At 47.3% G+C, this 15,692-nt stretch carries 9 protein-coding genes; 7 read left to right on the top strand and 2 right to left on the bottom strand.

Annotated features, from left to right (window positions below):
• Positions 1 to 16 precede the first annotated feature (16 nt).
• Positions 17 to 1,471: an outer membrane protein transport protein gene (locus K7R11_RS13520; RefSeq protein WP_224491279.1), complete on the bottom strand. Its 1,455-nt coding sequence runs from the start codon at positions 1,469 to 1,471 to the stop codon at positions 17 to 19.
• A 190-nt stretch (positions 1,472 to 1,661) separates the two neighbouring features.
• Between K7R11_RS13520 and K7R11_RS13515 the strand changes: the two genes are divergently transcribed.
• The 7 genes from K7R11_RS13515 to K7R11_RS13485 all read left to right on the top strand — a co-directional run bounded on the left by K7R11_RS13515 (position 1,662) and on the right by K7R11_RS13485 (position 15,032).
• Positions 1,662 to 2,825 (top strand): porin, encoded by a 1,164-nt coding sequence (locus K7R11_RS13515; protein ID WP_224491278.1) that lies wholly within the window; start codon positions 1,662 to 1,664, stop codon positions 2,823 to 2,825.
• A gap of 95 nt (positions 2,826 to 2,920) precedes the next feature.
• Positions 2,921 to 5,731: a triple tyrosine motif-containing protein gene (locus K7R11_RS13510; RefSeq protein WP_224491277.1), complete on the top strand. Its 2,811-nt coding sequence runs from the start codon at positions 2,921 to 2,923 to the stop codon at positions 5,729 to 5,731.
• Positions 5,732 to 5,978: 247 nt separating this feature from the next.
• Positions 5,979 to 9,002, top strand: a complete 3,024-nt coding sequence (locus K7R11_RS13505; protein WP_224491276.1) for a SusC/RagA family TonB-linked outer membrane protein — start codon at positions 5,979 to 5,981, stop codon at positions 9,000 to 9,002.
• A gap of 11 nt (positions 9,003 to 9,013) precedes the next feature.
• A complete protein-coding gene (locus K7R11_RS13500; RefSeq protein ID WP_224491275.1) occupies positions 9,014 to 10,477 on the top strand; it encodes a RagB/SusD family nutrient uptake outer membrane protein in 1,464 nt (487 codons plus the stop codon).
• 22 nt (positions 10,478 to 10,499) lie between these two features.
• Positions 10,500 to 12,593: a hypothetical protein gene (locus K7R11_RS13495; protein WP_224491274.1), complete on the top strand. Its 2,094-nt coding sequence runs from the start codon at positions 10,500 to 10,502 to the stop codon at positions 12,591 to 12,593.
• A gap of 9 nt (positions 12,594 to 12,602) precedes the next feature.
• A complete protein-coding gene (locus tag K7R11_RS13490) occupies positions 12,603 to 14,228 on the top strand; it encodes a glycoside hydrolase family 16 protein (protein WP_224491273.1) in 1,626 nt (541 codons plus the stop codon).
• A 45-nt stretch (positions 14,229 to 14,273) separates the two neighbouring features.
• A complete protein-coding gene (locus tag K7R11_RS13485; RefSeq protein ID WP_224491272.1) occupies positions 14,274 to 15,032 on the top strand; it encodes a glycoside hydrolase family 16 protein in 759 nt (252 codons plus the stop codon).
• 96 nt (positions 15,033 to 15,128) lie between these two features.
• Here the strand turns inward: K7R11_RS13485 and K7R11_RS13480 are convergent, their stop codons facing one another.
• Positions 15,129 to 15,584, bottom strand: a complete 456-nt coding sequence (locus tag K7R11_RS13480) for a tellurite resistance TerB family protein (protein ID WP_224491271.1) — start codon at positions 15,582 to 15,584, stop codon at positions 15,129 to 15,131.
• Positions 15,585 to 15,692: the final 108 nt, after the last annotated feature.

The following is a 15,692-nucleotide window of genomic DNA, read 5'->3' as shown; positions in this document are numbered from 1 at the left end:
ATTAGAATTACTTCCATCAATTCTCTCCGAAGACCACCCGATCAAAATAATACGTGAACCCGAGAAGAATTCCTGCAGAGAAATAATTCGCCTCGGTAATGGTGATAGTTCCTGTTAACAGGTTATTTTCTCCCGGGTTCCCAAAATTACCCCGTTGCTCATAACTATCGTCTTTCCCGCTACTCAACAGGAGCCCCATACTCATACTGGTTCTTTCATTTTTCAGGGTAACCCCCGTAGTCACGTGATAAATATCCCAGCTGCTGATAGTGGTTTTTATACCACCCCGGTCATTAACATCCTTATCAAAATAAGACATATCATTACGGCCACTGAGATAATAGGTCCATTGTTCGTTAATGAAATACTCATAGGCCAGGGCAATATTGAACACAGGCTTCGCGCTGGATGGGGTATTGAGAAACACATCACTTCCCAGGTTCGGAGCCAGGGAGGCTGGGCGGACAAAAGCGCCGGGAGCCGGTTCCATGATGGTATAGGGAGATACGGCCCCAAAATATTCCATAGCCATTCCAAATCCATTGCGTCCGCCTCTGTAATTTACCCCCAGGGCTATCGAGAGTGGCGACTTGAATTTTGTTTTTAGCTTAGACTGTCGATCGGTTCCAACTCCTGATACCCGCTCCTCGCTCCCGCTAAGTCGCAGGTCGCGCACACTTATATTGGTGGCAGAGGTGCCCTTTCCGAAAAAATTCAGAGAAGGCGTGGTCAGGGTTAATCCCCCACTCCATGGACCATTTCGATAAGCCAATCCCAGCTTGGCATAATAACGCACATTAAAAAAATCGACATTCTCAATCCGGTTTCCGCCGATCATTTCGGTAAAACCATTTGTCGGGAAGACATAGGCAGACAAGCTCCGGTTATAGGTCTGCGACCTGACATTGAACATATTGGTAACCCCCACAGACCAATGGTCACTTATGCGATAACCTCCCCCCAATGCGATCAGTAGTTCCCGGACCTTGGTAGAAATCCCGGACTCCGCCACCAACTCTTCGGCTCCGGGACTTTCGGAGTTATCGATAACGTCAAAATCCCCGTCAAGCCTGGCTATGCCCTTAAAATCAAAATCGACAGGGGCCATGAACCCATATCCGATCTTCATTCTTTCATTCTTCAGCTTGACCATACCCCCTGCCAGCAAAGGTACAGACCCTAACTGGTCACTTTGGAAATCCGCCTTGTCTCCAAGAGCATTTTTGATGGTAATGGCCTGGATGCGATAGGCGTTGGCGTTCACAGAAACTGAAGTATTTTCCATGAATCCCATGGCTCCGGGATTGTAATAGATCATGGTATTATCATCGGCTCCTCCCAGAACTGCACCCGACATCAAGGCAGAGCGGGTTCCAAACTGCTGGGACCAGTAATGGGTATCCTGGGCAGAAAGAGGTAAGACGAACAAGAGAAGCATGTTACAAAGTAGTAACCTGGATTTATTTGGCATAACATCAAACGTTTATAAAATACACCAGAGAATAAGGAGAAAGTAGTGGTCTTGGGAAAATAGTTTACCTGTTTTATAAAATTACTTATTTGTTTTCAATAAATTAGTATACGGTATTGAATTTCAATTACTTACGACAAGCCCCGGAATTAACCTCACAAAAGCGAGCAAACTAAAAAACCAACATTCTATGTACAGATCATCGCTCTTGCGGCTTCTGATTTTAACAATGCTGTTTTCCGGGATCACCCGCATTTATGCCCAGCAGGACCAGGTTATGGATTCTATCAGCGAACAGGGCAAACAACTGGACTCTTTAGCAAAAAGAACGCGAATACTGGATTCCCTGGCCTTCAACATCCATCTTCAGGCCCATGTTTCCTATTACTCAGACATCTTTGAATTAGGAGAGAACGTACCCCGCTTTGGCACTTCCCTCTTCAGAAATGTCGGCAATAACACCCGGGTTTTTGCCCGGCTGGAATACGGGTTGAATCTTTCAAAGGAGACCAGGTTTAACAACAATGCCAACACCCCTTCCGATTTTGTTCGTGACCCCCTGCAGGAGCCTGATCCCTTCTCTTCAAGGTTGGGCTATCTGGGAATAGCACATGAGACCTTAGGGTCGATCGCCCTTGGAAAACAATGGGGGGTGTATTATGATATCGGTGGATACACCGACGGTTTCACCGTTTTTGGAAGCAGCGGGGTAGATGTTTATGCCGGGAGCACCGATGGGGGCTGGAAAGGTACCGGACGGGCGGATGTGGCCGTCGTTTACAGAAATCATATTGGTAAACTGCATTTCGGGCTTCAAACCCAGCTATTCGGTTCACATACCAATTACGGTGCCTCCCTGACGTATCGCTTTAACCCCCGACTGAGTACAGGAGTGGCCTGGAACCGGGCCTCTATCCCCCCGGAGTTCCAGGATCTGCTTCAAAATGTAAATACGAAGTCAGACAATCTTATCGTCGGCTACCAGTATGTAGATAAAAAACTCTATTCCGGACTTACCATAGCCTATATAGAGGATGAATACCGGATCGTTGATGAGACTACCATCATCTCATTTCCGGTTGTGGGTACCGAATTTCTTAACCGGTATACCCTTAACCCGAGAATCAAGGTGGAAGCAGGATTTAATGCCCAATGGGAAACCAAAAACAACACCTATTTTAACGGGGATTACCGGTTACTTCAATTTTATGCGGGCATGAATTATTACTTCGGGGAACTGTTTTCCATTTACATCCAGGGACGTCTGGACGACTCCCGATTCCTTCCCCCTGTTAAAAGTGCTAATGTTATCATCATTGGCCTGAGCTTTGACTTCATTAAAGGGGTAGGGTAAAGATCGTTAGTTCCAGACAGAAGGCCGGCAGGAAGAAATGCTATATTTTATACATATATTTAGCCGGAATAAAGCCTGTACCCATCTCCTGCCCTATGAAGAAGTTGTTTTCCCTAATCTGGTTACTCATCATTTTCATATCTCCGGTGATCCTTGCCCAGGAGCTCCCGCCTATAAATACCTTTAACCCCATAGACTACCGTGCCGGGAACCAGAACTGGATGATCGATCAGGATCGCGAAGGCTGGATGTATTTTGCCAATAATGACGGTCTTTTAGTCTTTAACGGAGCCGAATGGACTACCTACCCCTCACCTAACAACACCATTCTAAGGTCGGTTAAGGTAATCGATAATCGCATATACACAGGGTGTTATATGGAATTCGGATACTGGGAAAAGACCGATACAGGAAGGCTTCATTACACTTCTTTATCAGGAAGAAATCCGACTGACCTCATCGAAGACGAACAATTCTGGAACATTACTTACCAAAAACCATTTATCCTTTTCCAGTCACTTAACAGGATCCTGGTCCTCAATGAGAATACCGGAGCTTTAAATCCCATTAAGGCTCCCTCAGGCATCACCCGGATGTTCCACCTGAACAACACCATTTTCTTTCATTCTGCAGGTTCGGGATTATTCCGGATCGCAAAGGGAAAACCGGAAAAAGTCATCGGAGATCCCCAGATCGCAAATGCCAGGATTGCGAAGATGTTCGCGTACAAAGAAGGGTTTTTACTGATTACACAGCAAGGCGAATTCTTCCAATTTAACCCTGACACAGGCATCACAAACGCACTGACACCTGACTTTTCTCTGGAAAACACCGGGATCTATAATGCCCTTGCCCTAAGTAACGGCAATATCGCCATTGGCACCATATCTCAGGGACTCTTTATCACCGATCCCAACCTTAAATTCCAGTATCATATTGATCAATCGTCTGGACTGAGCAACAATACGATTCTTTCCCTGTTTGAAGACCGGGACCACAACCTCTGGTTAGGTCTCGACAATGGTGTGAACAGCTTAAACATGGAGGCACCTTTTAAGCGGTATCTTGAACAGAACGGAAAGATAGGCACCGTATACACCTCCGCCAAACAGGGAAATGCCTTATACCTTGGCACAAATCAGGGATTATTTTATAAAAATAAAGAAGATCAGTCCTTCAAACTTGTAGAGGGCACCAAATCGCAGGTATGGTCGCTCTTCCCATACGATAACGTGCTTTTCTGCGGACACGATTCGGGCACCTTTATCATTGAAAACGGAAAAGCAAGCCTTATCTCAGATGTTCCCGGCACATGGGATTTCCGACCGGTTCCGGGTAGAGATGACCTCTTACTACAGGGAAATTACAATGGTTTCAACGTGCTGATAAAAACCAACGGCACCTGGAAATTCAGGAATCACATCCAGGGCTTCGATTATTCGTCCAAGCATTTTGAGATCACCAAAGACTTCCGGATCTATATGAGTCATGAGTACAAGGGCATTTTCGAGCTTAAAACCGACCCGAACCTGTCTGAGATCATAGAATATAAAAGGCTCGAACATCCGGAAAAAGGGAAAAACTCAGGCCTCACCAGATTTGGGAATATGATCTATTATGCCAATAAAGAAGGGGTCTATAGCCTTAACGAGGAAGGCGAGGATCTATTCAGAAAAGACAGTTTATTAAGTAAGGTGGCCAGCGGAGAACAGTTCGTTTCCGGAAAAATGATCAATGATCGCAAAGAAAATCTCTGGTTGTTTACCAGGGATAATCTGCTGCAGGTGAACCAAAGTGAACTCAGCAACACTCCAAGGGTCACCAAAGTACCCATTCCTTACAACGAGATAAGAACCATTGCAGGGTATGAACATGTCTTGTGCACCGGAAACGGTACCTACCTGGTGGGATCTAAAGACGGATACCTGGCCTTTGACGTCAATCGCGTTGACCCTGAGATCCATAAAATATCCCTTCAACAGGTATCTTACCAATATTCCATGCAACAGGATTCCCTGTTGACCTTATCGGAGAATGCAGAATTACAATACAAAAATAACAACATACACTTCAGGTATACCGTACCGGAATACAGCAAATACATCAAAACCCAGTATCAATATCAACTCTCGGGGCAAAATGACACCTGGAGTTCCTGGTCTGAATCTCCGACAGTGAGATTTGAAAACCTTCCATTCGGGAAATATACATTTAAGGTGAGAGGCCGCATTGGGAACCGGGTCACCTCCAACGAGGCTACATATACCTTCCGCATTCTGCCTCCATGGTATTTTTCCAACCCGGCTTTAGCCATCTATTTCATCCTTCTGGTATCTCTTGCATTCCTGATCAACTACCAATACAAGCGGTATTACAGGAAACAACAGAAGAAGCTTTTGAGGACTACTGAGGAAAAACACCGTTTGCAGCAGCTGGAGAACGAGCAGGAGCTCGTGAAACTGCGCAACGAAAAGCTGCAGCAGGATGTGGAGAGCAAGAACCGGGAACTTGCCGCTTCTACCATGAGCATTATAAAGAAGAATGAGTTCCTTATTGAGATACGTGATAACTTAAAACAACTGAACGGAAAAGGCGAAAAGCAGATCAAATCCATTATTGCAGACATCAATAAGGACATTAACGAGGATGATAACTGGAACTTATTTAAGGAGGCCTTCAATAATGCCGACAAGGATTTCCTGAAAAAGATCAAAGACCTGCACCCTAACCTGACACCAAACGATCTTCGTTTATGCGCCTATTTGCGATTAAACCTGTCGTCTAAGGAGATCGCCCCCTTATTAAACATCTCGGTAAGGAGTGTAGAGATCAAACGATATCGATTGCGTAAAAAGATGGAACTGGAACACGAAAAGAGTCTAGTCGAGTATATTCTTTCGGTCTAGAACCTCAACGCAGGGCATTTCTACCTATACATCACCTATACGAAAACGTTTTTTACCTGTAAATCAACCCGTTTTCTGACAGATTGCCCTTACCCGTTAAAACCTTTAAAATCGGGCTTTTGAAAAGGTTTTCGCTAACAATTTCTGTAATACAACCCTGTTTTTTTACGATGTATGAATTTTGTTGAGGTCTATTTTAAGAATTCCTTAATAAATCAGATTAGTTTTAGCTTACAAAATCATTTCTATGAACGCTAGACTAATTTTCTTCACTATTTTCCTCTTTTCGGGGTTCCTGATGGCTCAGGAAGTCGATCTGAGCGGTACGGTGAAAGAAGCAGAAACGGGGATACCCATCCCCGGTGCCAACATCACCATTAAAAACACAACCCGGGGTACCAGTACCGATTTTGATGGAAACTGGACTTTAACCGATGTTTCTAAAGGGGCTACACTGGTAGTTTCCTACATCGGATTTCAAACCCGCGAGGTTACGGTAGGCGATGCCACCGTATTGAACATTGACCTGGTAACAGACACCCAGGCTTTAGATGAGGTCGTCGTGGTAGGATACGGCACACAGACCAAGAAAGAGATCACCGGTGCGGTGGCGTCGATCGATGCGGAGTCGATCCAGGCCGTGAATCCGCAACGGGTGGAACAGGCCCTGCAGGGGCAGGTAGCCGGGGTAAATGTAACCACCACCTCGGGATCTCCGGGAGCCGCTTCCAACATCCGGATCCGTGGTATTTCCACCAATGGAGACAACCGGCCACTGATTCTCGTAGATGGTAACGTTATCGAAGACCTTTCGGTGATCAACCCATCCGATATTGAATCCATGAGCGTTTTGAAAGATGCGACGGCGGGTATTTACGGGGTTAGAGCAGCAAACGGGGTGATCCTGATCACCACCAAATCCGGAAAGAAGAACACCGATCTGAAATTTACGTATGATGCTTACGGAGGTTTTCAGCAAACCAGCAGAAAGCTCCCTGTACTCAACGCCACTGAATACGCGGTGATCGTTAATGAGGCTCACGCAGCAGGAGGAGAGGCACTGCCCTATCCAAACATAAGGAACCTGGGAACCGGAACCGACTGGCAGGATGCGGTATTCGAAAACGCTCCTATTTTCAATCATAACCTGAGTCTTTCGGGAGGATCCGAAAAGATTCGTTACTCTGCCGGAGTGGGATATCTTACCCAGGACGGTATTGTTGGAGGTGACAAATCGAATTTTAACCGAACTACAGTCAGGCTTAATTTAAATTTTGAGCCTGTAGAAAAACTGCAGATCACAACCAACGCTCTATATACAGGTACCAACAGAAGAACCCTGCCCGAAAATGCAATTGGTTCTGTGCTGTTTAACGCCCTGAATAATGCGCCAACCTTCAGTATCCGAAATCCTGACGGAACCTTCAGCCTTTCTCCTGGTTTGGGAGCAGAAGTTATCAACCCTGTAGCCCAGATCGAGAATACTTTCAACAAAACCGATGTGTTCAGAATAAGCGGTAAGATAGGAGCGCGCTATGAATTCCTAAAGGGGTTTGCTGCAGAATCCAGCCTGCAGTTCAATTACTCGGAGGTCGATGGGATCGGTTTCCAGCCCATTGTTGATTATGGCGGCGAAAAAGTATTTACCATCACCCGTAATGCAGTTACGGAGACCTTTAATATTTTTAAAGATTATACCTGGGACAACTTCATTAGTTACGACAAGGATTTTGGAGATTCCCACAACCTGAAAGCCACCCTTGGTATGTCGGTTTTTAGGACACAGGGAAAATTCAACGGATTTATCGGTTTTGATATTCCCGGAAATTCCTTTGCTAATGCCAGCATTGACAATGCAACAGACGTAGAAGATTTCTTCCGTGGCGGAGGAGACCGATTTGACTCCAGGCTACTCTCCTATTTTGGAAGAGTGCAATACAATTACCAGAACAAATACCTGCTATCCGCTATCGTAAGGCGTGACGGATCCAGCGCTTTCGGACCGGAAAACCGGTTTGGCTACTTCCCTTCCGGATCTCTGGGATGGGTGATCAGCGAAGAGGGCTTTTTCAACGACGAAAGCTTCATGAATTTCCTTAAGCTAAGAGCGAGTTACGGTATTATCGGTAACGACAGGATCCCTGCCAACAGATTCCGATCTACCCTGGAAGGAGAAGGAGAATATGTTTTTGACGGCAACCTCGTAATCGGGGAAGCTATCGGAGCCTTATCCAACCCTTCCATTCAATGGGAAGAGCAAAAGACCCTTGACATTGGTTTGGACACAAGAATGCTGGACAGTCGACTCACCCTGACTGCCGATTACTTTAAAAAACGTACCGAAAACCTTCTGGTAGACCCTCCTGTTTCGGGAATTCTGGGAGCCGGTGCCCCCGGATCAGGATCTCCTACGGTGAATGCCGGTACGGTAGAGAACGAAGGTTTTGAATTCGTGCTAAGCTGGCAGGAAAATCCGAGTGACGACTTCAGCTACAATATCAGCTATAATGCCACCTTCCTTAGAAACGAAGTGCTTTCTGTAAATAACGGGGTTGGATTTATACCCGGAGGGCAATTCGGGATTGGCCAGGACCCGCCTTCCCGTATGGAAGACGGAATGCCGCTTGGATTTTTCTACGGATTGGAGACCGATGGTATTTTCCAGAGCCAGGCTGAAGTCGATGCCCATGCCACACAGGCCAATGCAGCTCCCGGCGACCTGCGATTTATAGATCAGAATAACGATGGGGTGATCGACGTGAATGACCGGACCATGATCGGTAATCCGATTCCGGATGCCACCATGGGATTCAATATGAGCTTTAACTTCAAGCGTTTTGATTTCAGCGCCTACACCTTTGCCTCTCTGGGCAATGAGATCGTCAGGAACTACGAACGAAATCAAAAACTTGTAAACAAGATGAACTACGTACTCGACCGTTGGACCGGTCCGGGAACCAGCAACAGCGACCCAAGGGTAACCACCGGCGCCACATCGAACATCCTCTTCTCTGATTATTACGTAGAAGACGGGTCGTTCGCAAGGATACAGAACGTACAGTTGGGCTACAGCATCCCTGCTGAGACCCTGGAACAGGTAGGAATCAGCCGCTTGCGCTTCTACGCATCGGTGAACAACCTGTACACCTTTACCAAATACCGCGGTTACGATCCGGGCGCCTCAAACGGAGCACCCATCGGTGGCGGTATCGACCAAGGGTTCTACCCCGTTCCAAGAACCTATCTGCTGGGTATTAACCTTAACTTTTAAACACTCTGATCATGAAATTTAAAACCTTTAGATACATTTGGATATTCAGCCTTGCTGCTCTGCTTATGGCTGCTTGTTCAGACGACTTTGTGGATGTAGACTCGTTTGACCCGGATTCAGAGAGTTTCTTCAACTCCGAACAAGAATATTACGACGCCCTGGTGGCAGCATACGATTTGCTGCAATCGACCTACCTGAATGTGATGCTGGGCGAGATCGCCTCAGACAACACCCTTGCAGGAGGAGAAAGTGCCACCGACGTACCGGGCATCCAGGAGGTAGACGATATGATCCACACCCCGGTAAACCAGCAATTACGGGATATCTGGAGCTGGATGTTCGCCGGTGTGAACCGCGCTAACTACATCCTGGAATTCAAGGACAAAACTGATTTCCCCGGGAAGGAAACCATCATTGCAGAAGCTACTTTTTTACGGGCATATTATTATTTCGAACTCGTAAAATGGTTCGGAGATGTACCATTAGCGGTAGACAAGCGCTTCCTTTTCGGAGACCAGGAGGTGGTTGAACGAACCCCTAAAGCAGAGGTTTACGCCCAGATCGAGGCCGACTTCATCTATGCGGCCAGTGTACTAGATTACACCGCACCGCAAACCGGAAGAGCCACCAAAGGGGCGGCACAGGCCCTGCTTGGTAAGGTATACCTATACCAGAATAAGTTCCAGGAAAGCGCTGCCGTACTGGAAGACCTGATCAATAACGGGCCGTATGACCTGGTAGCCGATTACAGTATCCTTTTCGAACAGGAAGGAGAGAACAGCATTGAATCGGTTTTTGAAGTTCAATATACCGACCAGCAGGGCGCCGGATTCGGATGTCTTCAATGTAGTGAAGGGAATGTAGCGGTTGGATTTAACGGGCCGCGTACCTACAACGGACCTCTGTTCGATTCAGGATTCAGTTTTAATGTACCGGTACAGGAGGCCTACGATGCTTACGACGCAGATGATATCCGAAAAGACCTGGCCATCCTCAATATTGTGCAATGGGCCGAAGAGACCGGAGCGACCTACACTGAAGGATTTGAACACACGGGGTTCTTTAACAGAAAATACATTCCTCGTCAGGGCGACAGCAATATCGGGGATAAAAACCTGACCAACCCTAATAATTATCGTTCCATTCGGTTTGCCGATGTGCTGCTCATGGCAGCCGAAGCGCTGAACCGCGGAGGCATAAGTGACACCCGCGCCCAGGAGTACCTGAACCGGGTGCGAAACAGGGCCGGACTGGGAGACATCACCGAAACCGGAAACAACCTGACCGAGGCCATCTTCCAGGAAAGAAGACTGGAACTTATGGGAGAAGGACACCGCTTCTTTGACCTGGTAAGAACCGGAAGGGCTGCCGATAACATCGACGGTTTCGTAAGCGGAAAGCACGAATTGTTCCCTATCCCTTCTATAGAGATCGAACTGGCGGGTAACCGTTGGTCACAAAACCCCGGATATTAATTAAAAATAAATTCACCCATATATGAAAACGCTAAAATCATTATTCATTCATATCTTCTCCATGGCGGCCATCCTGATGGTGACGTCGTGTGTGAAGGAAGAAACATCCTATGCATTCCAGGATGTATCTGCCCCCACCGACCTGGCCGTAGCCTTTGACATCGCACAGGACGATAGTGGAAACGTTACTGTTACCCCAACCGCATCGGGAGCCACCAGCTTTATGATCTATTTCGGAGACACCGAAGATGAAACTCCGGTAGTAGTGGCTCCCGGAGAAAGCGCAGACCACACCTATGCCGAAGGAGTATATACCATGAAAGTGGTAGCAGAGGGGATGACCGGACTGACGAGTGAACTCAACAAGGAGGTAAACATTTCCTTTACCAAGCCGTCTAACCTGATCCTTGACATTCAAACAACAAACCTTACCGCCAACATCACGCCTTCGGCTGAAAATGCTGCTGCCTATGATGTGTATTTCGGAGCGGCCGAAGATGAGGAACCGGCGACCATCATGGATGGAGAAACCGCTTCTTTCACCTATGCGGAAGAGGGTGCCTACACCATACGCGTTGTGGCACGAGGAGCAAGCTCACAAACTACTGAAACCAGCATAATTCTAAACATCAGCATCACCACCAGCGAGACGCTGAGTCTGCCTTTGAATTTTGAATCAGAGACCCTAACGTACCCATGGGGCGGATTTGGAGGTGCTAATCCTTCAATCGTCTCCAACCCGGATGTAAGCGCCGGAAATGCAAGTAACACGGTACTTCAGCTTGAAAAAACTGCGGGATCAGAAGTATGGGCAGGAGCCTCCATGGCACTGGATGAGCCCATGGATTTCTCTGCCGGAACAGAAGTTGCTATCAACGTTTGGTCGCCAAGAGCAGGCACACCGATCCTCCTTAAGATCGAAAACTCATCAAATCCCGATATCAATGCCGAAGTAAGCGTATCTACTACCAAGGCCGGAGAATGGGAGACGCTGGTTTTTGACATGGCTACCTCTGCGGTAGGTGTCTTTGACGCCGCCAATACCTATGATGTAGTCGTAGTCTTCGGAGATTTTGGAACCAATGGACAGGGAGAGAACTTCTATTTTGATGATTTCCTTATTCCATCTTCTTCAAGTATTCCGGTTGGCCTGCCCCTGTATTTTGAATCGCCTGTGATCAATTACGCCTGGGGAGGTTTCGGAGGAGCTAATCCTTCCATTATCGACAACCCTGATATGAGCGGCATCAACACCAGTGGCAAAGTATTGCAACTGGAAAAAACCGCAGGTTCTGAGGTTTGGGCAGGAGCTGCCCTTGCGCTGGACGTGCCTATGGACTTCTCGGCCGGTTCAACAGTAGCCATGAAGGTTTGGTCTCCAAGAGCAGGAATCCCGGTACTTTTCAAAATGGAAAAAACAGGTGACCCCAATACTTCTGCTGAAGTTAGCGTTAACACGACCAAAGCCGGAGAATGGGAATTACTCATCTTCGATATGTCGACTTCGACTGTAGGAACCTTTGATCCGTCTATTGATTATGGCGTAGCTGTAGTATTTGCCGACTTTGGAACCAATGGCCAGGGAGAGAACTTCTACTTTGACGACATCCTGGTACCTTCTGCAACTCAGTATCCCTTAGGATTGCCATTAGGATTTGAATCTTTGATCCAGGAATATCCATGGACCGGATTCGGAAATGCCAATGCCAGCATTGTAGACAATCCGGATATGAGCGGTGAGAACACCAGTAACAGAGTATTGCAACTGGAGAAAACAGCAGGTGCCGAAGTTTGGGCTGGAGCTGTAATGGGACTTGATCGTGCCATCGATTTCTCTACCAGCTCGGTGATCACCATCAAGGTTTGGTCACCAAGAGCAGGCACCCCGATCCTGTTTAAGATGGAAGACTCTTCAGACCCTTCAAACCTATTTGCAGAAGTAAGCGTCTCCACTACCACAGCAGGTGCCAGGGAAACCCTCTCCTTCGACATGTCAAATCCTTCCAACGGCTCTTTTGATGCTGCTAACAGCTACGACACCATAGTAGTTTTCGGAGACTTCGGAACCGCCGGACAGGGAGAGAACTTCTATTTTGACGACATTCAAAAACAGTAATCTATGCATATGCAAAATATTATAAACAGATTATCAGTACTATGGCTTCTTGCTATGGTACTGGTATCCTGTCACGAAGACAGAGTTAGCCTGGATCCCATTACCGTACCCTCCAACCTGGAGGTTACGGTGGAGATCGTAGGGGCAGACGCAGAGAACCCTTACGGGGATGGCAGCGGAGCTGTAAATTTCACAGCTACCGCAGATAACGCCCTGAACTACCAGTTCATTCACAACGGATCTGTATCCACAGTTCCCAGTGGAAAACACACTATTAACTTCAGCAAAACAGGACTGTTTACCTACAATGTAACCGTTGCGGCCATAGGTTCGGGCGGAGTTCCGGCGAGCAAACCTGTACCCGTGGAAGTCCTGGTCACCTATGAACCACCGGCCGATCTTTTACAGATGCTCTATGGGGATGGAGAGCGTACCTGGAGAATAAAAAATGAGGCTCCGGGGCATTTCGGACTTGGCCCCGTTGGAGGAACCACTCCTGTAGAATGGTATGCTGCCGGTGCGAATGAAAAGGTGGACAGAGGAATGTATGACGACCGTTATATCTTTAACCAGGATGGCACCTTCACCCATATTACCAATGGAGATGTGTTTGGCCGCGGTGGCCTCATCGAGGAACTTGGCGGTTCCGGTGGCGAAGCAGAAGGCGCCGACATTATCAACTACTCCTTTGGGGATTACCAGGAAAACTGGAGCCTGAGCGAACCAAACGGACAGGAAACCCTGTCGCTTACCGGAATCGGTTTTATCGGGTATTACACAGGAGGGAATCACAGTTACCAGATCTTTAGTCGAAATGCCAATGAAATGGTTTTAAGAACTACAGATGGAAATGGAGAATTCGACTGGTGGTTCACTCTTGTTGCGGAAGACGCAGGCTCCGGAGGCGGTGACCCGGGTAATGAAACCGCTTTTACGGAACTCATCTGGTCAGAGGAATTTGATACCGATGGCGCCCCGGATAGTGCCAACTGGAATTTTGCACTTGGAGACGGCTGCCCCGACCTTTGCGGGTGGGGAAATAATGAGCAACAATGGTATACCGATGCCCCTGCCAATATTGCAGTAGAAAACGGAAACCTGCGTATTACTGCCATTAAGGAAGCCATACAGGGAAAAGAATACTCCTCCGCAAGGATCAACACCAAAGGGAAGTTTGAATTCACTTATGGAAAAGTAGAAGTACGTGCCAAACTCCCTGAAGGGGGCGGCACGTGGCCCGCCATCTGGATGCTCGGAGGCGATATCGACACCAATCCATGGCCCGGTGCCGGGGAGATCGATATCATGGAACATGTGGGCAATAACCCGAACGTGATCCTGGGAAGCACCCACGACCCGAATAATTCGGGAGGCTCTGCCAGGACAGGGAGCACCACCATAGCTAACGCAACCTCAGAATTCCACACCTACAGCATAGAATGGACAGAAGATTCTATCGATTTCTTAATTGACGACTCTCTGTTTCACTCTGTCACCAACGACGCCAGCCTGCCTTTTAATAAGGATTTTTACCTTTTGCTCAATATAGCTATGGGAGGAAATTTAGGGGGTGCTATCGATGTCGGTTTCACCTCGGCATCCATGGAAATAGATTATATCAGGGTTTATCAATAAAACCATAAGTTACAAGATCAGGGCAACCGTAATTCACCATTTATCATGAGAAGTTCTCTCCTCTTATTCGCGTTTTTATGTTATCTGTCCCGATGCGGGGCACAGGAATTGGTGCTTTTTGAAGATTTTTCAGGAGACACCCTCAACGAGGAGGTCTGGAACGTGATCCAGGGAAACGGCTGCCCCGACCTTTGTGGCTGGGGCAATAACGAGCTACAGGTTTATACCGACACCAACCACGAGCTTCGGGATGGAAAGCTGGTGATCACCGCCCGAAAAGAGGGGGAAAAACATACCTCTACCAGGCTAAACACCAAAGGAAAACTGGAGTTTCAATATGGAACTGTAGAGATCAGAGCACAGTTACCCCGGGGAAAAGGTCTCTGGCCAGCCTTCTGGATGCTGGGATCTAATATTGATACCGTTGGATGGCCTGCCTGCGGAGAGATCGACATCCTGGAATATGTAGGCAGGGAGCCCGGAATGGTCTTTACCTCCCTACACACCACCTCCAGCCATGGGAATACTGTGAACACAAAAAAAACAGCCCTCGAAAACATTGAAGAAGGGTATCATGACTATTCCATGACCTGGACGCCGGAGCATATCAGCTTCAGTGTGGATGGAGAAACGGTTTATAAATACAGTCCGGAGCTAAAAAACAACGCCACCTGGCCCTTTGACCAACCATACTACCTGCTGGTTAACCTGGCTATTGGAGGCAATTTTGGCGGACATGAAGTTGACGACACCATTTTTCCGGCCAGCTATGTTATAGATCACATTAAGGTGTGGCAGGATTAACACCGGCAGTATCCAATTACCGGGAAACGTTCTTTGAAAATTCCTGTCCGGCGAACGACAGGAAAAGACTTTAACGGAAAAATAAAAGCTTTAACCCTACAGGGGCTTATATTTCTTGTTCTTTATGGTCATCACCTTCATGATCAGGTCGGCCCTTTCCTGGGAAATTCCGATCTCCTCTCTTATCAGGGTAATATAATCTTCTTCGTCGTACGTAAAATGGTCATCCGCCGCTACCCCGTCTATTAACCAGGCAAAAACAGTTTCCCGGTATTTCGGGCGAATCACACTGATACAATCTTTGATAATAATATCATTCTTGTGGTCCCGAAGCATATCGTGAAATCTGGACTTGCATTGCATCAGGTCAAGTTCGGCACTGCAGAACTTTTTAGCCATGGCCTGGTAGCTGATGATCTCTTCAGGGGTGAAGTTATGGGTCCCCATTACTATATAAGCCAGGCACATGATCGCCTCCTGCTCTTCCAATCCGCAAAGACTACTTACCTTTGATATGGACGCATCGTCGTTTGAAGGTCTTTTTATATCCATTTTAAATTCGATTGTAAGGTTAGTACCTGCATACAGTTAAGACGGTTCGAGGGGCTGATTCGGGGATGAGACACTTCCCTGAAGCGAACCTAAATTTAATAAATGTTT

Source organism: Robertkochia flava (assembly GCF_020166515.1).
In the GTDB taxonomy this organism is placed as follows: domain Bacteria; phylum Bacteroidota; class Bacteroidia; order Flavobacteriales; family Flavobacteriaceae; genus Robertkochia; species Robertkochia flava.
This window is presented reverse-complemented; position numbering and strand designations above follow the sequence as displayed.

Bases quoted from the DNA above. Each gene is read 5' to 3' on its own strand.
- K7R11_RS13510 (WP_224491277.1), top strand. From the start codon at position 2,921: ATGAAGAAGTTGTTTTCCCTAATCTGGTTACTCATCATTTTCATATCT.
- K7R11_RS13520 (WP_224491279.1), bottom strand. From the start codon at position 1,471: ATGCCAAATAAATCCAGGTTACTACTTTGTAACATGCTTCTCTTGTTC.
- K7R11_RS13485 (WP_224491272.1), top strand. From the start codon at position 14,274: ATGAGAAGTTCTCTCCTCTTATTCGCGTTTTTATGTTATCTGTCCCGA.
- K7R11_RS13500 (WP_224491275.1), top strand. From the start codon at position 9,014: ATGAAATTTAAAACCTTTAGATACATTTGGATATTCAGCCTTGCTGCT.
- K7R11_RS13480 (WP_224491271.1), bottom strand. From the start codon at position 15,584: ATGGATATAAAAAGACCTTCAAACGACGATGCGTCCATATCAAAGGTA.
- K7R11_RS13490 (WP_224491273.1), top strand. From the start codon at position 12,603: ATGCAAAATATTATAAACAGATTATCAGTACTATGGCTTCTTGCTATG.
- K7R11_RS13505 (WP_224491276.1), top strand. From the start codon at position 5,979: ATGAACGCTAGACTAATTTTCTTCACTATTTTCCTCTTTTCGGGGTTC.
- K7R11_RS13515 (WP_224491278.1), top strand. From the start codon at position 1,662: ATGTACAGATCATCGCTCTTGCGGCTTCTGATTTTAACAATGCTGTTT.
- K7R11_RS13495 (WP_224491274.1), top strand. From the start codon at position 10,500: ATGAAAACGCTAAAATCATTATTCATTCATATCTTCTCCATGGCGGCC.